We start from the raw sequence: 20,124 nt of genomic DNA, 5'->3' as shown, positions 1-20,124 counted from the left end.
ATGCTTTGACTTATGAATTTCGTTTGTGGTATAATTGTACATGTGTTTCGTTCGAATAGCGAACTATCTGTTATCTGAAAAAAGGGGTGAGACTGTGTTGGACAGATTTGACAAGCCTTTTGTTGAAGAGATTTTGGCAACGGTTCTGAGATACGGTGGAGATTTCGCGGAAGTTTTTGTCGAAGATAGATATTCTACAAACATTGAGCTGAAGAACGGGAAAGTAGAACTTGCACAAACTGGCAGGATGTTCGGTGTAGGTATAAGGGGATTTCTCGGAGATAAGGCAATATATGCGTACACAAACGATCTGTCTAAAGAAAATATTCTTAATGTTGCCAAGCGCGTTGGCGAAGCTCTTGGAGAAATCAAGCTCAAAGATTTCTCGATCGATTTGAGAAAGAAAGAACTTGAGAACAAGCATTTTGTTTTGTGGAAGCCAGAACAAGTCAAAAAAGAGGCAAAAGTTGGTTATATGAAAAGGGCATACGAGGCAGCTAAGAGATACTCACCAACGATAGCGCAAGTTGTCGTAAGGTACTGGGACTACGACCAGAATGTGCTGATAGCAAACAGCGAAGGCGTATTCGTAACAGACAACAGGGTGCGCACCAGGTTGATGATAAATGCCGTAGCTGTCAAGGATGGACAGATGGAGTCAGGCTTTTACGGTCCGGGTGCAGCTATGGGACCTGAGTTTTTGGAAAAAATCGATGTTGAACAAGCAGGTGTTAGGGCGGCAAGGATTGCTGTGAGGATGGTGGATGCACAACCAGCTCCGGCAGGTAAGATGACCGTGGTAATTTCCAATGAATTCGGTGGAGTTATCTTCCATGAAGCTGTCGGACACGCACTGGAAGCCTCCTCTGTGGCACGCGGAATGTCCGTTTTTGCCGGCAAACTTGGACAACAAGTAGCAGCTGAATGTGTCAGCGCAGTTGACGATGCAACGATTCCAAATGCATGGGGTAGTGCAAATGTTGATGATGAAGGAACACCAACGCAAAGAATTATGCTTATTGAAAACGGTATTCTGAAAGGTTACATGATCGATAAGCTCGGCTCAAGAAGGATGGGAATGCCATCAACAGGCAGTGGTAGAAGGCAAGATTACACGTTCGCACCGACATCGAGAATGAGTAACACGTTCATCCTCCCAGGTGATTACCACCCTGAAGAAATAATCGCTTCTGTTGAATATGGTTTGTATGCAAAGACGATGGGTGGAGGTTCTGTGAACCCCGCAACCGGAGAGTTCAATTTCGCTGTAAACGAAGGCTATCTGATAGAAAATGGAAAGATAACAAAACCAGTTAAAGGTGCTACGTTGATAGGGAAGGGCTATGAAATCATCCAGAAGATCGAGATGGTTGGAAACGATGTGGCAAGAGGACAAGGTATGTGTGGTTCTTACAGTGGTTCCATACCAGCTGACGTTGGGCAACCAACGATTAAGGTCAGAGAAATCATCGTTGGGGGGCGAAACGCATGACGTTCGAACAATTCAAAGAAAAGATATTCAAGCTTGCAAAAGCAAATGGCGTAGAGGCGCAGATAAGCTACTCTCAAAATAAGAACTTCCAAGTAAGATACCAAAATGGTCAGATGGATCAGTACACAGATGCAGGCAAATTCAAAATCACACTCCAAATTTTGAAAGATGGTAAACTTGGGATGTCTTACACGGAAACTTTGGACGATCCAGAGAAAGTATTCGAAGACGCGTTGAGTAATATATCGATAATTGATACAGAAGATGTTGAATATTTCTACGATGGAAAAGGTGAATATCCACAGATAGAACCATACGATGGTAGTTTTGAGAAATTGTCTGTGAAAGAAAGACTGTCGTACGTTGAGAAGGCGCATGAAGAGATTCGTAAAAGCGCGGAAATAATGAACGATATGGCTGTCTACGGGCAACAGATGAACGAAATGCGACTTGCTAACACCCTTGGACTTGACGTGTCTTACGTCAACGGTGGAGGATTCATGTACGCGATGGCCGTTGCAAAAGATGTCTCTCCCAGGTCAGCAGTCGAATTCGCACTTGGAAGGAAACCAGAAGCTCTTGATCCAATTCAGGTGGGTTCAAAAGCACGCGATGAGGCACTTGCACTTGTAGGCTCAAAATCAGTCAAAAGTGGGAAATACAGAGTGATTCTTAGAAACGACGTTTTTTCAGACATACTTGGCATGCTTATTTCGATGATCAGCGCAGAAAATGCGCAGAAAAATTTGTCACCTCTTAAAGGAAAACTTGGTGAAAAGATTGGAAGTGAGGTACTCACGGTTAAAGACTTGCCGTATCATCCACTAAGTATAAGCTGTGCACCGTTTGATACACAAGGAGTCCCTACAAAAGAGAAGACAATTATCGAAAACGGTGTTTTCAAAACATTCCTGCACAATTTAAAAACAGCAAAAAAAGATGGCGTTGAGCCAACAGGTAACGCAATGGGAACCGGTATACAGCCGATAAACCTTTACATTGAACCGGGCAAGAAATCCTTTGAAGAATTGCTGATGACTTTGGATGATGGGCTTGTGATAATCGAAGTGGAAGGTATGCATTCGGGAGCCAATCCAATATCAGGTAACTTCTCGCTTGGTGCTAAAGCTTTCAAAGTTGAAGGCGGGAAAATCACGCACGGAGTTGAACAGATAACGATATCCGGGAACTTCCTTGAGATGATAAAGAACATCGAGGAAGTAGGAAGTGATATACGCGCATTTATGGGAATAATAACACCTTCTGTGCTGATAAGTACACTCGATATAGCCGGTAACGCGTGATAGTTTGCACTTAAATTAAAAACTAAAACAAAGCCCCCGAAAAACAAAAATTTGGGGGCTTTGTTGTTTTAAGCTACAGAAAATTTGAAGTGTGTGATATGGTGGTAGAGCACACCTGATCTTAAGATCGTTGTTGGAAAGTTTTTATGGTTAGGTGAGTCTGGAAAGTGCTGTGTCTCAAGGCAAAAGCCTGTATGCTCGTCGTAATACTGACCGTACTTTCCTTGGAACCCCTGTAAGTAGTTCCCTGTGTAAAACTGAACTCCAGGTTGCGTTGTGTAAACCTCAATTGAAATTCCACTCTTTTCACTTAATACCTTTCCTACAAATTTCTCACATCTGTCATCACTTTCACTAAGAACGTAGTTGATGTCAAAACCTTTCAAGTTCGGATACACGCTTTTCAAACGTTCTATTGCTTCTCCTATGGTTGTTTGCTTTCTCAAATCGTAAGGAGTACCTTCGACAGTGGAAATTTCACCAGTAGGTATCAGGTTTTCATTGACCGGTGTGTACTTCTCTGCGTTAATAAACACTTTATGATCGTAGATTTTGCCTCTGCCGTTTAAGTTGAAATACGTATGCTGTGTCAAATTGACGATTGTCGGCTTGTCAGTTTTCGCTGTGTATTCTATTTTCCATTCATTTTCGTTTGTTAGCGTGTAAATAACCGTAACATCCAAATTTCCAGGGTAACCTTCTTCTCCATCGTGACTTCTTAGTCTTAGTTGAAGTTTGGGACCTTCAGGGGTCACTTCATCAAAGGCTTTCCAAACTTTTTTGTCAAATCCCTTAAAACCACCGTGTAGTGCATTCGGCCTTTTCCCGCCACCGTCGTTCAGCGCTAATTGATAAGTAACACCATCGATTTGGAATCTTCCGTAAGCTATCCGGTTGGCAAACCTACCAATAACAGCTCCCAGATAGCCCGTGTTTTGTTCGTACTCTTCCACACTGTTGTATCCAAGAACAATATCAACGAACCTTCCGTCTTTATCGGGCACCCATAACTCCCGAACAATGCCACCGAGCGAGAGGACTTTCATCATCAACCCGTTTTTGTTGATGAGTGTGTATTCGTGTACCTGTGTGCCATCCTGAGTATATCCAAAAAGCCTTTGCTCAACCGAACCATAACCAGACAGAGCGTTCAACTTCCCCACCTCACACGTTATTAATTGTGTATTAGGCTATATTTAGAGCTCGAGGAATTCTTCCACAGCCTTTTCGATTACCTCCAACGAAGAGCGCCAGAATTCCTTTTTGGTTATATCTATTCCCACACTCGCAGCGACTTCTTCAGCTGTGCCTTTTCCTGTTGAAGAGAGCAGTTTTTTGTATGTCCCAAAAAATCCAGGTTCGTCGCGTTTTGCGTACACGCCTAATGCAAAGAGCATACCAAATGTGTATGGGAAGTTGTAAAAATGGAACGTTGGTGAATAGTAATGCGGTTTTACAAGCCACATAAATGGGTGGAGAACCTCTTCGTCCAAACCATCACCGTATGCTTGTTTTTGTGCGTTGAGCATTATTTCTTTGAGTTCTTTGACACTGAGAGGACCGGCCGTACGCTTTTCAAAGACCGTTTTTTCGAACAAGAACCGGCTGTAAATATCTATGATTATCTGTACCGCATCGGAGAGTTCTTTATCGAGTAATGCGAGTTTTTCTTCTTCACTTTTTGCACTTGCTTTTATCATGTTTAAGAGCAGCGTTTCATTAAAAATCGAAGCCGTTTCAGCCAGTGTGGCTGGAGTTGTACTGTTCAGTGGTGTTTCGTCCTTCAAGCAGTAGTTGTGGAATGCATGACCAAGCTCATGCGCAAGTGTGAGTACGTTGTCAAGAGTTCCGTCAAAACTCATGAGTATTCTTGACTCTTTTAGTGCTTTCACAGAAGAGCAGAATGCCCCTCCTCGTTTTCCCGGCCTTGTCTCTGCATCGATCCATCTCTTTTCAAAGGCACTGTCGATAAAATCACCGAGTTCTTTTGAAAATGCTGACAGGTTATCGACTATGAACCTTCTTGCTTCTTCGTAGGTCCACTTACGTTCGTATCCACCAAGCGGTGCAAATAAATCGTACCATGGTAAACCTTTTTCGTGTCCGAGGATCTTAGCCTTTTTTTTGAGGTATTCCCTCAGCTTTGGCATACTTTCTTTGACTGCGTCCATCATAGCATTGAACGTCTGTTCAGTTATCCGGTTTTCAAAGAGCATAGGCTCAAGCGGAGAAGTGTATCCCCTCAGTTTTACTTCTGTTAAAAACTCCCCTTTTATGCTGTTCAAGCACTGAGCCACAACATCTGCAGCACTTTCACAAGCTCGTATCTCGGCTTCGTACGCTTTTTTTCTCACTTCAGCTGATTTATCGTACGCTAAGTTTCTCACTCTCATCAACGGTAATTTCTTCTTTTCACCGTTCAGTTCCATTTCGCACAGTAAGTTTGACGTGGTCTTTTCGTACAAGTTATTCCAAGCGTTTCCACCAGTTAGTCTCATCATACTGATTATTTTCTCTTCATTCTCCGAAAGCATGTATTTAGAAAGTATCTTCTGTTCTTTAATCACAAACACGTGGGATCTAATTACCTCAGAAGGAGTATCCTCAAGCTTTTCAATTTCCACCGATTTCAAAAACTTCCTAAATTTCGTTCTCGCAAGTGAAAGATCAACGAACTTACTCCTGATAACATCAAGGTACTTTGCAGCAGTTTCGTTATTTGCATCGGCACTTAACGTTAGGCTGGCAAAGTTGTACAATTTTCCACCAATCAAAGAAAGTTCGTTCAGTTTGCTGATGATATACTCCAGCTTTTCCTCGGCATTTTCCGCTGAATTGAGGTTTTCATCCATCCACTTCAGGAATTCTGCAGTTTCTTTCTCAAATCTCACCAAATCGGATTTAAATTCTTCAGACTCAAACGAAGGATAGATGTTCGTTAAGTTCCATCTCATGATTTTCACCCCTTTAACCGCTGTTATACGTTCGATATAGCCATTATATCACAGAAGTGGTATAATTTTCTTGGTTGGAGTTGTTTTCCAAAAATTCAAGGGGTGAGGAGAAATGGCGATGACAACCAAGAAGATTATAGATATGAAGGGCAAAGAACCTATCGTTATGTTAACCGCCTACGACTATCCAACCGCTAAGATAGCCTCGGAATCAGGTGTTGACATTATATTGGTCGGTGACTCTCTGGGGAATGTGGTGCTTGGTTACGATAGCACTATACCAGTAACGATGGAAGAGATGTTGATGCACATAAAGGCTGTGCGCAGAGGGGCATCCGATGCGTTCATCGTTGGAGATATGCCTTTTTTGTCGTACGAAGTGAGCATTGAAAAGGCTGTCGAAAACGCAGGACTGATGCTCAAGGCCGGAGCCAATGCGGTAAAACTCGAGGGTGGCGAAGAATACGTAGAAACAATTAAGCAAATCATACGAGCGGGAATACCTGTCATGGGGCACCTTGGCTTCACACCTCAATCGGTCAATCTGCTCGGTGGTCACAGGGTGCAGGGAAAAACACCTGAAAGTAGGGAGAAGCTTCTAAGAGATGCAAAAGCCCTTGAAAAAGCCGGATGTTTTGCAATCGTTCTTGAACTCGTTGTGGAAAGTGTAGCAAAGGAAATCACGGAAAGTGTTGGTATCCCAACCATAGGCATTGGAGCTGGAAGGTTTTGTGATGGGCAAGTTCTCGTGTTCCACGACGTCGTTGGCTTGTCTCAGATGAATTTGAAATTTGCTAAGAGCTACGCGAATACCTATGAAGTTATGTTGAACGCTGTAAAAAAATATAGGGAAGAGGTAAAATCAAAACTCTTCCCAGAACAAACGCATGTGTTTGAATAATCCGTGATTATATCCTTGTTTCATCCAGTTCAGTTTTAATGAATTCGTTCCATAACGTGACGAAAAATATGGCGACGGGAACGGCAAAAAACGTTCCAACAAGTCCGTAGACTAAGCCTACCAAGAAGATGAATATCAACATCAGAACAGGGTTGATGTTAGCTTTGTGCTTCATTATGAATATGAAGAACAGAAACGCTCCAAAATGAACGGCTGCGACAATTAGATTGACAACTATGAAGTTTTTAAGTCCCAATCCCAGTGTAACTATTAGAATAGGTATCCATTCGATAACTACTCCTACTATGGGAATTAAGTTGGTTATAAACCCCCAAAAAGAGAGTAAGACGGTATATTCTGGCAGAAAAATTGAGAAGAGAAAATAAAAGCTCAAGCCAACAATAAGGCCTCCAAGAAGTACCACATCGACGTAGCTTTGTAGTGACATTCCCAACTTCGACAGGAAATCTTCCACCAATGGTCGTACGCGTTTTGGAAAAAGCCCCGGCAATGACTTTGTTGTCCATTTTGTATATATGGTCACGTAAATTGTGAAAAGGACGCTGTAAAAGATAACGACACCAATACCAGGAAGCTTCTTGGCGAACTCCAAGAGGAAATTGTTGAACAACTCTGTGATCCTTGGACTTGCCCAGTCGGCTAAATTACCTATAACCTTTGATAGTTCTGGATTATCAGCTAAATAGTTCTCCCAGTATTTTGAATCGAGAATATTCTTCATGAATTCGTAGAAAGAGCCTATTTGATTAACCACTAGAGGGATGATTCTGACGAACGCATAAATTAGGACGCCAAAATAGATAATCAATGCCGCAGTAACCGAAATCGGATGTGGAATTCTCAATCTCATCATGTTCTTGTAAATGAAATTCACAACTAGTATAGATATGAGCGAGAAGACGAAGACGTAGAGTAACGTCTTTGAGAGTGTGAATGCAATGAAAAATATCCCGGCGTACAAAAGTACTATGAGCAACGCCTGTTGCCTAATGCTCAATTTCACTTATCACCCCTCCTATGTGTTTTTCAAAGTATGTCCTTATCTCTTCTATGTCCTGCGTAATTCCCAAAACGACCATCAATTTTATCCTCGCCTTTTGCGCAAGTGGATGTTCGCTGAGTATGGCACCGCGTTTCCTTAAGTCAGCGCCTCCGCCGGTGTAACCGTAAATTGGATAGACCCTGCCCTTGAAACAGCGTGACGTGATAACAACGGGAATGCCACTTTTCACTATCTCTTCAACAACATCTGCAAGTTCCGGAGGCACATTGCCACGGCCAAATCCTTCCAATACGATACCTTTGTAGCCCATCTCGTACACGGCACGCAGAATTGTACCGTCATCACCTGTGAAGGTTTTGACAACGGCCACTTTCTCCTCTATTCTGTCAGTTGGTATTTTCTCTCTTGTAAGCGACTTTCTAAAGTACACGACGTTGTTTTCATCAACTAAGCCAAGTGGACCGTAACCAGGCGAATCGAATGTTGCAACGTTGCTCGTGTATGTTTTTGTTACTTCACGTGCTGCATGGATCTCGTCGTTCAAGCAGACAACAACCCCCATTCCGTAACTATCATCGCACGAAGCAACAAGCACCGATGAAAGAACGTTTCGCGGCCCGTCTGTACTTAGCTCACTGATGTTTCTCATTGAAGCCGTCAGAACAACGGGTTTTTCTGTTTTCAGAACGAGGTCAAGAAAGTAAGCTGTCTCCTCTAATGTATCTGTTCCGTGTGTTACAACCGCGCCGTCGTAACCTCTTTCTTCCAAGAATTCATCTATCTTTCTTGCAAGTTCAAGCATCAAACGAGGAGTCATGTGTGGGCTTGGGATATTTGAAAATTCGTAAAGTTCAACATCAGCTATTTCGTAAAGCTCAGGGATGTCCGTAACAAGTGCGTTCCCTTTATCGAAAGGTACAACAGTTCTGCCTTTCTTCACCATAGCGATTGTTCCGCCTGTACTGACGATAACTATCTTTTTCCTTCTTTTGGTCAGCCAATTACCGTCTTTAAAAGCCATACATTCCTCTCCCCTTTTTCAGTGTGTTAATTAATCAGTACCAGTATCTTTTCCTTCTGATCCTCATTCCAACCAGCACACCGTAGATAAACCCTCCTGCATGCGCCCAATAAGCAACTCCTGCTCCTGTGACATCGGCAAATACGCCGTTCAACACTTGTAGCAAGAACCAAACAAAGAGGTACACTACCGCAGGGATTTCCACTATGAAAGGCAGAATGAAAAATACAAGCGAGACTATGCGTGAATAGTAAAAAAGAACAAAATAAGCACCCATGACTGCGGATATTGCACCAGACGCGCCTACCATCGGGTAAGGGGAGAACGGGTTAAAAACCACGTGGAAAAAGAGCGCAAAAATACCACCAGTGATGTAAAACACGAAAAATTTAAAATGCCCCATCGCATCTTCGACATTATCACCGAAGATCTTTAAAAACCACATGTTTCCAATTATATGCGACCAGCCGCCGTGAACAAACATGTGCGTGAAGATTTGTAAGACTGGGAAAGCGTAGAACATACGTTCTGGAACAAAACCAAAGGTGTAAAAAAACTCCTGGAGTAGTTCCTCGTTCCAAAATAATGCCAGCTCATACAAGAAGACCAACACATTGACGGTGATTATCATATAATTCACAACAGGTTTCCTCAAACTGGGAATCGTATCGTACAATGGGAACATTGGTCCCACTCCTTTCTACTCTTTCACTAAAAAAATAAAAGGCCTCTAATGTTTGAAAATCGTGTACTGAAGAAGTCCAACGAGTTCATACACTATGTTACAGAACCCGTAAAAAGCGCTGTACGTTGGAATATAGTCAAGGAATGAATTTCGAAAATCGATAGGCACATCACTCTGTACATGGTAAATCTCTTTGAAGAACTTTTTAAAAACCATCAAACTTCTTCTCATATGTGTTGTACTTGTTACGAGGGTTATGGATTTGTCCTTAACTATATCGTGTGTGAATCTTGCATTCTGGTACGTATTCCTCGCCTTGTCTTCAACTACGATATCTTCTTCTGGAACGCCTAAAGAAAGGAGCACGTCTTTCATGACAAGTGCCTCCGGAATGCCCTTCGAAACAACCCCACCTGTAACTATTACCTTTCTTGGTTTTGATTTGTAAAGCAAGTAGCCTTTATACAACCTCCTCAAAGTATGTCTTCCTATCTCAACATTTCCTGAGTATTCGTCGATTCCTCCGCCAAGAACAACGATGTAATCTCCGCCATCAGATGTGTCCGGAACGTACAAAACCTTTGAAAATAGGTTTACAAACCAAGTCGAAGAAGTTAGATAAAAGAAAATAGATAAAAGAAGAAATAAAATCCAGATTTTATTGTACTTTGAATTCTTTTCCTTTATAAAAAAATAAACGGTCAGAACTGAGAAGAGTGTTACGAAGATACCAGGAAAGATTAGAAAGGCAGATATTATCTTCATAAGTTCAAACATATCTGAGAACCAGTCCCCTTTCAGTCACTCACGCACCTGCCCTTCCAAATTTCGTATGTATTTTTGAAGAGCAACTTCATCTATGATAATCCTCTCCTTGCGGTCAGCCTCCATCAGTTGTGCCCTGAGATACCTTTCCTTAAGCTTTTCAAAACTCCTTCGCTCAGTTCGTTTCTCAAGATATGCTCTTAAAGTCTCTTCCTCAATCTTACGCAGGTTGGACAACTTTAGATTGAGCTTTTTCAAATGCTCATCGTACATATGTATCAAGTACATTAAAAAAGCAACTTGTGCACCAGTTTGGACGCCGGTGCGAAGTTGCTCTTCGGTAAATCTTTTCGAATTCTTAACTTCTTCTATTTCTTCTTCCAGCCTTCTTATCTCCACTCTTACTTTATTAAGCTCGTTTTTTAGAGCTTCTTCTTCCTTTTGCCTTAACGAAAGTAACTTTTCGAGTCTGAACGGCAATTCTCTCTGCTCTCCTTTTATTTTTCCTTAGAAGATAAAAATGTCGAGAGCAGTTCAACAAAGATCTGCAAAACCTTTTTACTTGCTTCAGAGAACCGCTTTCCTTCAAAGTTATCGAGCGATATTATAATCATTTTCTTATCTCCAACTTTGACACTACCAACCAGTGGTATGAAGTTTGGAGAGGTAACTCCCGACTTTTCCCAAAGGTCTTTGTACTTACTCTCTCTATTGAATTTGTAAGCATCCAAAAACTCCACAACTTTATTTTCACCAATACGTGGTCCGTAGCTGTCTTCCGAAGCCTTGATGACAAGGTTCTTGACTTCGTCGCCATAATTATAAACGGCAACGCATTTGTAATCGTCGCCTTCCAAAAGCCATACTGAGGCTTTTTGGGTTTCCGGAATGACTTTCACAAGTTCATCAAGCATAATCTTGAGGTATTCTTCCAGCGACTGTGTTTCGTTCCAGAGTTTTATGAGCTTTGTTATCGAGTTTAACTTTTCAATAACATCCTTGTAGACCTTTTGGCTTTCTAGCACTTTAAGTGCTGCGAGCACATAAGAACCAAGGAATCCTGCTAACGCCTTTGCCATGCTTACGTAATGTTCTGGTACGTGCACAACAAACTTAAACCGGTCGATAGGAACGACCTGATAAGTTTTTTTGTCGTAAACAAAAGTCTTAACCTCATCGATTTCTTTTGCTTTCTCTATGAGCTTTTCGTCGTTTGTACCAATAAGATATTCATTGTCCATTAAAAGAACAACAGCGATGTGTGGATACTGCGCATGGAACTTTCTGGAAAAAGAAGTCACAAACGTAACTATGTCTCCATCTGCCTCACCTAAAGCTTCCATGATTTTCTCCTCGACAAAAGTGAGAAGTTTATAAAGCGTCTGTTCAAGAACTTTTTGAGTGATGTCAAACATAACACCAGCAACTCCGTAATTACCGTCTCCAAGTCTTATAGGCATTCGCTGAATGTTATAGTACCTTCCGTTGTAGACTATCTCGTGCGAGTGGTTTCTTCTCGTTCTTTTAACCTTCCTGTCAATTTCTTCAATCTCCTCAATTCCCAGAATTTCACTTTCCAGCTTTCCAACGATCTTCTCTTCCGGCAGCCCCAGAGCATTTTCAAGTTCTTTATTTATCCACAAGTAACGTCCTTTATTGTCTTTAATGAACGCGGGTGCTGGAAGTCTTTCGAAAAACTGTTGTAAGAAGTACAAGTACCTCATGCTGTTACCTCCTCCATCTTTACTTGAATGATTTTTGAAACCCCATCGACCATGGTTACTCCATGCACGATATCTCCAGCTTCCATAATCAACTTATTGTGAGTTATAACTATGAACTGTGAGTTCTGTTGCTGTAACAACCTTCTGAATTTCTCAGAATTGTAATCGTCAAGCGGTGCGTCCACTTCATCAAGCACGTAAAAAACACCCTTGTTCGACTCAAGCATCGCCATGATGAGTGCAATGCCAACGAGCGCTTTTTCCCCACCAGAGAGCAGTTGAAGTTTTTGAACTTTCTTACCTGCTTTTGAAACTACAATTTCTATCCCTGATTCAAATATATTCCCATCGTCTATTAATCTCATGCTCCCTGTACCACCGTAGAAGAGATTCTCTATGTAACTTTTGAAGGCTCCATTGATTCTGTTGTAGGTAGTTAAGAACTGCTCCCTTGCTTGAATGTCCGTTTGTTCAATGAGCTCTTCCAGTTTCCTTTTCGCCTCTTCCAAGTCCAATTTCTGCTTAACAAGTTCGTTGTACTCGTTTTCAACCGCTTTGTACTCATCAATAGCGCTCAAGTCGACTGCGCCAAGCATTTTTATTTTGTTTTCCAGTTCTTTCATTTGTTGTGCAAGTTCATCCAATTTCTCAGGTTCAATTTCCACAGGATTCCTGTATTCCTCAGGAACATTAGAAATCCTGAATCTGATCTCTTGCAATCTCAAATCAGTTTCGTGGATTCTTTCCCTTGTGGATTCTATTTCGTTTTTCAACTTGCTAATGTCTTCTTCTAATATCTGGAGTTGTTGAAGTTTTTCTTCTTTTCCGGTTTTCCTTTCCCTTATACTTGTGAAAATATCCTGGGCTGTTGCTTTCAGACTTTCAAGTTCTCTTTCGTTTTCTATAAGAAAGTTCTTAGTTTCGTTTATCTCCTGTTCGAGCTGAGATATACTGTATTTGGCGTCGGCGACTTCTTTGGCGATTTCATATAGCCTGCTACTTATTCTGTCGTTTTCAGCGGTGTATTGGAGTTTCCTTTCAGCGAGATTCTTAATTTCAGCGCGCAGTGTAGCGATATGCTCGTTCAGTGTCTCCAACTTCTTCCTGTGCTCTTCGAGTTCTTTTGAAAATTCGCTGACATCAGCTTGCAAAACCTTCCGCTTCTCTTCTAAATTCTTACTTTCCTGTTCGAGGTACTCAACTCTTGCGAGGTTTCCTTCGTACTTCCCGTTGTATTCAGCTTCGAGCTTTACCAAATCCGCAAGCTCGTTCGAAACGTCTTTGAGTGCCTTTTGAAGCTCTTCGAGCACGCGCTTTGATGAAAGTGATTTACTCGACACACTTGCCAGTTCTTCCCTTATTACACCCATGCTCTCTTGAAGTTGCTTAATCTCACTTTGTATTGTATCAATTTCTTTTTCAATTTTTCCTTTCTCACTAACTAGCCCGTCGAGTTCCTCTTGTAGCGTTTTTAATCTTACTTTTCTTGCTATGAGCGAATTTGAATAATCTTCTTTCGCCTTCCCACCACTGATTGAGCCTCTTCCAGAGATGAGCTCGCCATCTAACGTGACGATTCTCGACCTAATATCGTATTTACGCTTTATTTCTATGGCACAATCGATATCCTTTACGATGATATCGTTACCAAAAAGATAAAGTGGCAAATTCTTATACTCAGCTGATACACTCACAAGATTTGCAGCATATCCGATGAATCCTGGTTCACGTTCGATTCCGTTTATAGGTGAAAACGAGGCATCGATCAGATCAAGAGGTATGAACGTGGCACGTCCGTATTCTCCGGCTTTCAAGAATTCGATTATCTGTTTTGCATCTTCCGCCGTTTTTACAACAACGTGCTGGACAGCTCCTCCTAAAAGCGTCTCATACGCTACAGAAAGCGATTTATCAAAGTCAATGAGATTGGCAACAACGTCGATTAAACCTTTGAACACGTCTTTATTTTCGAAAATCTTCCGGATCGAATAGCCAAACCCTTGATATTCCGAAATCTGTCTGTTCAGCACATCGATTTCCGCTTGGACTTCTTTTTGTCTTCGCACAATTGCGTCCAACTGTCGAACCTTTTGTTCTTTGCTTTGATTGTACTCTTCCAATGAACTTTTAGCAAGTTCTAACTCCTTAACAAGTTCGTTCTCTTTCTCCACAATTTCAAGCAAATGCTTCTCAAGGTCGTTTATTTCTTCTTCTAACTCCTGCTTTCTGGTCTCCTTCGATGTTCTTTGGCTCTGAATCATCTCAAGCCTATGCTTGATGTCTTGGTTACTTTCATTCAACCGAATTATCTCGTTGTGGATTCTTGAAAGCGTTCTTTCTGTTTCTTCGTACTCTTGCTTCTTCTTGAGTATCTCTTTTTCCTGTTCGGAATACTGAGTGTATATTTCACTTTTCTCTTTTTCGAGTTTGGAAAGCTCTTCTTCTTTTTCATTCAGTTCCTCTGTTATCTTGGAAACTATAAGTTTTATTTCTTCGTATCTGTTCTTCAACGAATTTGCTTCATCGGTCAACATATCGAGTCGAGTTGTTGTTTCAATGTATCTACTTTCCAATTCGTTCAGCTTCTTGCTGAATTTTTCTCTAATCTCCCTTAGTTGATCTTCCCTTGTTTTAAATTCTTCCAACGTTTTTGTGTAGCTCTCAATTTCAACGTCTATCTGGTTGAACTCCTCGCGTAAGGTTGCCCAGTTCATCTCCAGCTGAGCAAGCCTTTTCAGCTTTTCTTTTAACAAAACATTAAGCTCGTTAAAGTAGCTTTCCATATCTGCAAGTCTTTGTGTCTCTATTTGATAAACCCCACCGTAATATTCTCTCTTCACATTTTCCAATTCCTGAGAATATTCAAGGTAACGTTCTGCTCTTTTCGCTTTGAGGTAAAGAGATTTTCTATTTTTGTCCACTTCAAAGAGCACATCGGTTATCCTGCTCAAATTTATTTGAGTCGCATCGAGTTTTGCGAGTGCTTCCTTCTTTTTCTCTCTGTATATACCGATCCCTGCGATTTCCTCAATTATTGAACGCAGACTCTCGGGAGTTGAAGACACTATCTTATCTATTTGCCCTTGTCCAATAATAGAATACGGGTTTTTGCCAAACCCGTGAGACATGAGGAGTTCTCTTAAATCTTTGAGTCTTACTTCGTCGCCATTGAGCAAGTATTTACTCACTCCATCGCGTGAAAGTTCCCTTGCGATGGAGACCTTATTCCCGTTGTCTTCAAAAACCAGTTCAACGTATGCATACTGCGCAGGTGGTCTCTTTTCGTTTCCCCAAAATACAACGTCTTCACGCTCTTGAGCGCGTATTTCTTTCATCGACTGTTCACCGAGCACCCAGCGGATCGCATCGACTACGTTCGACTTTCCGGAACCATTGGGTCCAACGACAACTGTTACTCTATCGGATATCTCTATGCGAACAGGGTCTGCGAAAGACTTGAATCCCTTGATAAAAATCTCCTTTAAAACCACCGACCACCCTCCCCATTATTTACAGGGAACACACTCAAAAAATTCGGACTTACAGAATCATTGAACGCTTAGATTCTTTATTATCTCTTGCGATACGTTGTAAATATCCCCGGCACCAACGAACATGTAAACCGCTCCGTCTTCGAACGTCATCTTCTTTAGCTCGTCTAATTGCTCAATAAAAACAGCCCTTGGTATAGCTTCCACTATTTTCCTTGCACTCGCTCCGTTCTTGCTTTCGAAAGCCCCATAGACTTCAGTAACGTATATTTCATCAGCCAGTTGCAGGACCTTACTGAACCGGTCGGCTTCCCTTTTCAGTCGTGTGTAGCGATGTGGTTGAAAAATCACAACAACCTTTCTGTCAGGATATACCTCTTTAGCCGTCTTCAAGAGCACCTCAACTTCCTCTGCCGTGTGAGCATAGTCATCGACGACCGTAATTCTTCTATTCGGATCTTCGTAGCTCACGTTAAACCTTCTACCGGGAAGTGCAAAATCATGGAACGAACTTAATACATCATCAATGTTATAACCTGTGCTCGCCAGTAATGTGACAACCGCAAGAGCGTTCAGAGCGTTGTGATATCCGGGAACAGGCAGGAAAAGTTTCTTCTCACCCCAAGGCGTAATTATCGTAACAACTTGCCTGAAGCCCTCCTGTTTTCGCTCCACCATCTTAAAATCACCGGAGTATATGCCAAAGGTTGCATGACCTTTGTATTTGCCCTCGTCTGCAAATGTAACGACGAATTTTGAATTTTTGATAAGCGTTTCAAACGAACTGTAGTAGTGTTCTAGATCTCGATAATTTTCTAAGTGGTCCTCACGTATGTTTGTGATTATAAGATACTCCGGGCGGAACTGTTCAAAACCTGGCTGACTCTCATCGAGTTCATAGACCGCAATTTTTGTTTTTTCAGAGCCCTTTCTGTAATTCCCATGTTCCAATTTATTGTGCAGTGCGCCTAAGAAAACGTACGGATCAGCGCCAAGGTTTATCAAACTGTTTGCGAGCATCGATGTGGTTGTCGATTTCCCATCTGTTCCAGTCACTGCAAAACCCTTGAACGGTTCTAAGATCCTTCTGAAGTGGTCTATACGCATCGTTATCTTCACGTTATTTCTAACTGCGGCAATGTATTCAGGATTATCCTTGGAAACTGCTGGCGTCATCACAACTTCATCAACACCGTTTACGTTACCTTCTTCGTGTCTATCGTACACTCTAATACCCAAGGTTCTCAAATACTGTGTTCTTTCCGAGCTATACGGGTCGCTTCCTGAGACTTCTTTTCCACAGAAATGTTCGTGCATCGCTTGTGCACTCATCCCAATGCCGCCAACACCGATAAAGTGTATCTTTTCTTTTTTCTCTCTTTTACTTTCCTCAAAACCCATCTTCTATGCCTCCATGCTGTAGATTATTTCATTTTTTGCGAATTACAGGGACATGTTACTTTCTATCTCATCTACTATTATCTTTGCGGGGTTTTCCCGCTCGTTGAAATTCCTACCTTTCTTCATCAATGTTCTTATCATATCAGCCAGTTTTTCTGGTTCGTATTCGATTTCTCTCATCATAACTCCCAACCCATGTCTTTCGATAATCTTAGCGTTTGTAACTTGGTGCGATTCAGTTGCACCTTCCCAAGGTACCACCACTGCAGGGACGTTGAAATAAATGAGCTCTGATATAGTCGTTGCACCAGCTCTGGTAATCGCAAGGTCCACACTGCGCCAGTAGGCATACATATTCTCTATGTAATCCACTATCTCAACGTTAGCTGGAACTTCACCTTCTACCTTCTTCCCACCAGTTGAAAGTATAAAGTGCACATCTGGTAACAACCATGAAACTTCCAAGGTAATCTTGTTGAGAAACTCGCTACCACCACTACCACCGATGACAAGAACTGTTGGACGTGGTAATTCAACCCTCCCTTCCCTTGTCCATACGGGATTGCCGGTAACCTTTATCTTTTTCCTCACCTCATCAGGAAATCTCGTTACACACTCCTCAAATGCAACGAAGATCTTTTTGGCAAATTTTGAGATAGTTATATTGGCCTTCCCTGGAATTGTGTTTTGTTCTTGAACGTAAACAGGAATACCGAGTTTTCTTCCAGCCAGAGCAACTGGGTAACTTACATATCCGCCAGATACATAGACAAAATCTGGGGCGAATTCCTCAAGAGCCCTTTTTATATTAACCGAGTTAATCAACAATCTCGAAAACCTTACCAAGTTTTCTGGATGGAATATAGGCCTTCTCAATCCTTTTACTTTTACACTGTACCTTTTGAACTCTGGGTGAAATTTTGGAAGCACCCGTTCTTCTATCTTCCCCTGAACGCAGAAATACAGAACTTCGATATTCCTTCTGCGTTGGAATTCTTCCAAGACAGCGAGGTTCGGATAGAGATGACCTCCGGTAACACCACCAGCTACTGCGATTTTCAGTACTTTACTTTTTGATGCAGACGTATTTTCCATACTTCACAAACTCTCTCCTTCTATTGATGACCTTGCACTATTTTGATTCTCTTTACCTTCCCCTGTGTTGAGCAAGCCCGAGAGTATAATACCAAAGCCAATTAAGAGTGCCATCATTGAACTTCCGCCAGTGCTTATAAACGGCAGTGGAATTCCTGTTACAGGGAAGAATCCTGCGAAAACGCCTAAGTTTATTGTCACATGGAAAAGTATAACAGTTGCATAAGACCAAGTAAAGACACGAACTGCAATGTCTTCGATGTAACTACCTAACCTCATAAGTGAGTAGCTCAGGAACAAGTAGGTGATGCAAACAAGAAGTATTCCGAAAAATCCAAAATCTTCACCAATAACAGCCAGTACAAAATCACTTTCCGCTTCAGGGACGTACACTTTCAACCAGCTGTTCCCAATTCCAACACCGGTTGGGCCAGAGTTTTTCAGAGTTTTCAGTGCTATATCAACTTGCGGTGCGATTTCCCCGCTGAAGAAATAACGCAGTCTGCCAAGTTGATAAGAGTGAAGCAACCCCGTTATAGAACCTATTATGACAAGCGCTATTACTAGCACAACAGCGATAACAAAATACCTCAGCTTCGTGCCTCCGTAGTATAAAGTCACTACGGCTATCAAAAACGTGAACATCGCGGTACTCAAATTCGGCTCAAGAACAATCAAACCTACATATATTATTGCGTATAGCATAGGTACAACCATTCCTGTCCAAAACTCTGACATCTTCCCTTTATGCTTCTTAACGTAAATTGACAAGTACAATATGAGGATTATCTTAGCAAACTCAGAGGGCTGAACTGTGAATCCGCCAATGTGTAACCACCTGTGCGCACCATTTATGGGTGGAAATGCAAAGACTGCAACCAGCAAGATTATACCCGCCAGATAAAGCCATTTATCGTTCCTTTCGTAAAAACTAAATGGTATATTCTTCACAAGGAGCATGAGGAACAAGCTAACACCCATTGTAACCAAATGTTTCACGAAAAAATTGCTTGAAGTGTTAAAAACTTGCTCTTTTGCTATGTCTAAACTGTACATCGCAATTGCTCCAACCACGAACAATATCAGATAGGTAACTATCGTAACTTTGAGTTCTGTCCTCACTTGAAATACTCCTCCCACACGCTAAGAAGTGTCACAAAGAAAAGATTGCTAAAATCCATACCTTTTTCGGTAAGCTTTTGACCATCGAAGAAATCAAATTTTCTCTTAAGGACTTCCAACACATCTGTAAATTCCACACCTGTCTTACGTTTCAAATACTCTATGTCAGAACCCCATTTCGTTCTTAGTGACATAAACAACGTTTCCAATGCCTCTCTCTCGGGTGAATTGAATACTTCGTAGGACCTCGGTAGTCGACCCTCGGAAATAGCTAAAAAATAATCGTTTAACCGCTCGAAGTTATTATACCTCAGAAAACCAATGTGACCACCTGCCGCAACGCCAAGACCTATGTAATCTACATTGAACCAGTATTTTAAATTGTGGAGGCAATATTTTCCGTTGATAGTGAAATTAGAAATCTCGTATCGTTCGTATCCAAGAGCTTTCAGTGAATTTAAGAACTCGTCATACCTCTGAAATGCCTGTTCATCTGGCTTTTTAAGTATCCCAGCACCATTCTCGGAATGGACCTCCAACATATAAACCGAAACGTGGTCAGGTACAAACTCGCTGACAAAACGAACATTTTCCTGTATCGTTCCCCACGTTTCTCCAGGTAATCCAACGATAAAATCCACATTTACATTGTCAAAGTACCTTCGAGCTATGTCGTACTTTCTTAAAAAAGTCTCAAAATCGTACAGTCTTCCTGATTTTTTAAGCACCGTATCATCCGTGCTCTGCAATCCCATGCTCAATCTGTTCACGCCAAGCGCTTTATACTCTACTGCTAAGTTTACATCAAATGAATCGGGATTTACTTCAATTGTAAACTCTTCAAAGGAATTGTTTTTAGAATAAACGATTAGTGATTTGACGATCCTTGCAAGGTTCTGGACCGGAAAGATACTCGGAGTACCACCACCTACGTATAAAGTCGCAACACCTTGACCGAGGTATTCTTTATACATATCTATCTCTCTCAACAGGTAATCGGTGTATTCATCATAGTTCTTATCCAGATAACTAACGAAATCACAGTATACACAGCGACTTTTGCAAAATGGAATATGGATATAGACACCTAAACCATCTTGAACTTTCTTAAAATGCATCGGTATACTCAGCCTCTCCGAGTTGTT

Annotated in this window: 16 protein-coding genes; 3 read left to right on the top strand and 13 right to left on the bottom strand. The window is 41.6% G+C overall.

The genetic code is table 11. The annotated features are described in order from the left end of the window. The first annotated feature begins 94 nt into the window (after positions 1–94). Positions 95–1,492: a TldD/PmbA family protein gene (locus CBS1_RS06990; RefSeq protein ID WP_033191706.1), complete on the top strand. Its 1,398-nt coding sequence runs from the start codon at positions 95–97 to the stop codon at positions 1,490–1,492. Then, positions 1,489–2,796 (top strand): TldD/PmbA family protein, encoded by a 1,308-nt coding sequence (locus tag CBS1_RS06985; RefSeq protein WP_033191707.1) that lies wholly within the window; start codon positions 1,489–1,491, stop codon positions 2,794–2,796. Before CBS1_RS06990 ends, CBS1_RS06985 begins: the two co-directional genes overlap by 4 nt. A gap of 68 nt (positions 2,797–2,864) precedes the next feature. Here CBS1_RS06985 and CBS1_RS06980 read toward each other — a convergent pair whose 3' ends face one another. Next, the gene (locus tag CBS1_RS06980; protein ID WP_084384088.1) at positions 2,865–3,950 is read right to left on the bottom strand and encodes an aldose epimerase family protein; all 1,086 of its coding nucleotides are present in this window, start codon (positions 3,948–3,950) and stop codon (positions 2,865–2,867) included. Positions 3,951–3,992: 42 nt separating this feature from the next. Next, positions 3,993–5,750: a M3 family oligoendopeptidase gene (locus CBS1_RS06975; protein WP_033191708.1), complete on the bottom strand. Its 1,758-nt coding sequence runs from the start codon at positions 5,748–5,750 to the stop codon at positions 3,993–3,995. A gap of 118 nt (positions 5,751–5,868) precedes the next feature. Here CBS1_RS06975 and panB point away from each other — a divergent pair, with 118 nt between their 5' ends. After that, positions 5,869–6,651 (top strand): 3-methyl-2-oxobutanoate hydroxymethyltransferase, encoded by a 783-nt coding sequence (panB, locus tag CBS1_RS06970; RefSeq protein WP_090222173.1) that lies wholly within the window; start codon positions 5,869–5,871, stop codon positions 6,649–6,651. Between the two features lie 7 nt (positions 6,652–6,658). Here panB and CBS1_RS06965 read toward each other — a convergent pair whose 3' ends face one another. From CBS1_RS06965 to hemW, 11 genes are read right to left on the bottom strand one after another with little or no spacing between them, the layout of a single operon-like run. Further along, the gene (locus CBS1_RS06965) at positions 6,659–7,675 is read right to left on the bottom strand and encodes an AI-2E family transporter (RefSeq protein WP_090222175.1); all 1,017 of its coding nucleotides are present in this window, start codon (positions 7,673–7,675) and stop codon (positions 6,659–6,661) included. After that, on the bottom strand, positions 7,659–8,696 hold the full coding sequence (locus tag CBS1_RS06960; RefSeq protein ID WP_090222177.1) for an asparaginase: 1,038 nt from the start codon (positions 8,694–8,696) through the stop codon (positions 7,659–7,661). Before CBS1_RS06960 ends, CBS1_RS06965 begins: the two co-directional genes overlap by 17 nt. Positions 8,697–8,730: 34 nt before the next feature. Further along, complete coding sequence (locus CBS1_RS06955; RefSeq protein WP_090222179.1) at positions 8,731–9,381, bottom strand: rhomboid family intramembrane serine protease; 651 nt, start codon at positions 9,379–9,381, stop codon at positions 8,731–8,733. 45 nt (positions 9,382–9,426) lie between these two features. After that, positions 9,427–10,158 (bottom strand): YdcF family protein, encoded by a 732-nt coding sequence (locus CBS1_RS06950; RefSeq protein WP_090222181.1) that lies wholly within the window; start codon positions 10,156–10,158, stop codon positions 9,427–9,429. Positions 10,159–10,182: 24 nt separating this feature from the next. Further along, positions 10,183–10,626: a flagellar export protein FliJ gene (gene fliJ, locus CBS1_RS06945; RefSeq protein WP_090222182.1), complete on the bottom strand. Its 444-nt coding sequence runs from the start codon at positions 10,624–10,626 to the stop codon at positions 10,183–10,185. A 17-nt stretch (positions 10,627–10,643) separates the two neighbouring features. Further along, positions 10,644–11,870, bottom strand: coding sequence for a PAS domain-containing protein (locus tag CBS1_RS06940; protein WP_090222184.1), 1,227 nt, complete (start codon positions 11,868–11,870; stop codon positions 10,644–10,646). Further along, entirely contained in the window at positions 11,867–15,361 is a 3,495-nt protein-coding gene (gene smc / locus CBS1_RS06935) for a chromosome segregation protein SMC (RefSeq protein ID WP_090222186.1), read from the bottom strand. The genes CBS1_RS06940 and smc overlap by 4 nt, the downstream gene beginning before the upstream one ends. 57 nt (positions 15,362–15,418) lie before the next feature. After that, positions 15,419–16,762 (bottom strand): UDP-N-acetylmuramate--L-alanine ligase, encoded by a 1,344-nt coding sequence (gene murC / locus CBS1_RS06930; protein ID WP_052107147.1) that lies wholly within the window; start codon positions 16,760–16,762, stop codon positions 15,419–15,421. Positions 16,763–16,804: 42 nt separating this feature from the next. Beyond that, on the bottom strand, positions 16,805–17,857 hold the full coding sequence (locus CBS1_RS06925) for a UDP-N-acetylglucosamine--N-acetylmuramyl-(pentapeptide) pyrophosphoryl-undecaprenol N-acetylglucosamine transferase (RefSeq protein WP_033191714.1): 1,053 nt from the start codon (positions 17,855–17,857) through the stop codon (positions 16,805–16,807). A gap of 3 nt (positions 17,858–17,860) precedes the next feature. Then, the gene (locus CBS1_RS06920) at positions 17,861–18,979 is read right to left on the bottom strand and encodes an FtsW/RodA/SpoVE family cell cycle protein (protein WP_052107148.1); all 1,119 of its coding nucleotides are present in this window, start codon (positions 18,977–18,979) and stop codon (positions 17,861–17,863) included. Continuing rightward, positions 18,976–20,097 carry a radical SAM family heme chaperone HemW gene (gene hemW, locus CBS1_RS06915; protein WP_090222188.1) on the bottom strand — a complete coding sequence of 374 codons (1,122 nt, stop codon included), beginning with the start codon at positions 20,095–20,097 and terminating at the stop codon, positions 18,976–18,978. The genes CBS1_RS06920 and hemW overlap by 4 nt, the downstream gene beginning before the upstream one ends. Positions 20,098–20,124: the final 27 nt, after the last annotated feature.

It is taken from the genome of Fervidobacterium changbaicum (assembly GCF_004117075.1).
GTDB classification, from domain to species: domain Bacteria; phylum Thermotogota; class Thermotogae; order Thermotogales; family Fervidobacteriaceae; genus Fervidobacterium; species Fervidobacterium islandicum.
This window is presented reverse-complemented; position numbering and strand designations above follow the sequence as displayed.

Coding starts and splice junctions, on each gene's coding strand:
- CBS1_RS06985 (WP_033191707.1), top strand. CDS start 1,489: ATGACGTTCGAACAATTCAAAGAAAAGATATTCAAGCTTGCAAAAGCA.
- CBS1_RS06975 (WP_033191708.1), bottom strand. CDS start 5,750: ATGAGATGGAACTTAACGAACATCTATCCTTCGTTTGAGTCTGAAGAA.
- panB (WP_090222173.1), top strand. CDS start 5,869: ATGACAACCAAGAAGATTATAGATATGAAGGGCAAAGAACCTATCGTT.
- CBS1_RS06960 (WP_090222177.1), bottom strand. CDS start 8,696: ATGGCTTTTAAAGACGGTAATTGGCTGACCAAAAGAAGGAAAAAGATA.
- CBS1_RS06955 (WP_090222179.1), bottom strand. CDS start 9,381: ATGTTCCCATTGTACGATACGATTCCCAGTTTGAGGAAACCTGTTGTG.
- CBS1_RS06950 (WP_090222181.1), bottom strand. CDS start 10,158: ATGTTTGAACTTATGAAGATAATATCTGCCTTTCTAATCTTTCCTGGT.
- CBS1_RS06940 (WP_090222184.1), bottom strand. CDS start 11,870: ATGAGGTACTTGTACTTCTTACAACAGTTTTTCGAAAGACTTCCAGCA.
- murC (WP_052107147.1), bottom strand. CDS start 16,762: ATGGGTTTTGAGGAAAGTAAAAGAGAGAAAAAAGAAAAGATACACTTT.
- CBS1_RS06925 (WP_033191714.1), bottom strand. CDS start 17,857: ATGGAAAATACGTCTGCATCAAAAAGTAAAGTACTGAAAATCGCAGTA.
- hemW (WP_090222188.1), bottom strand. CDS start 20,097: ATGCATTTTAAGAAAGTTCAAGATGGTTTAGGTGTCTATATCCATATT.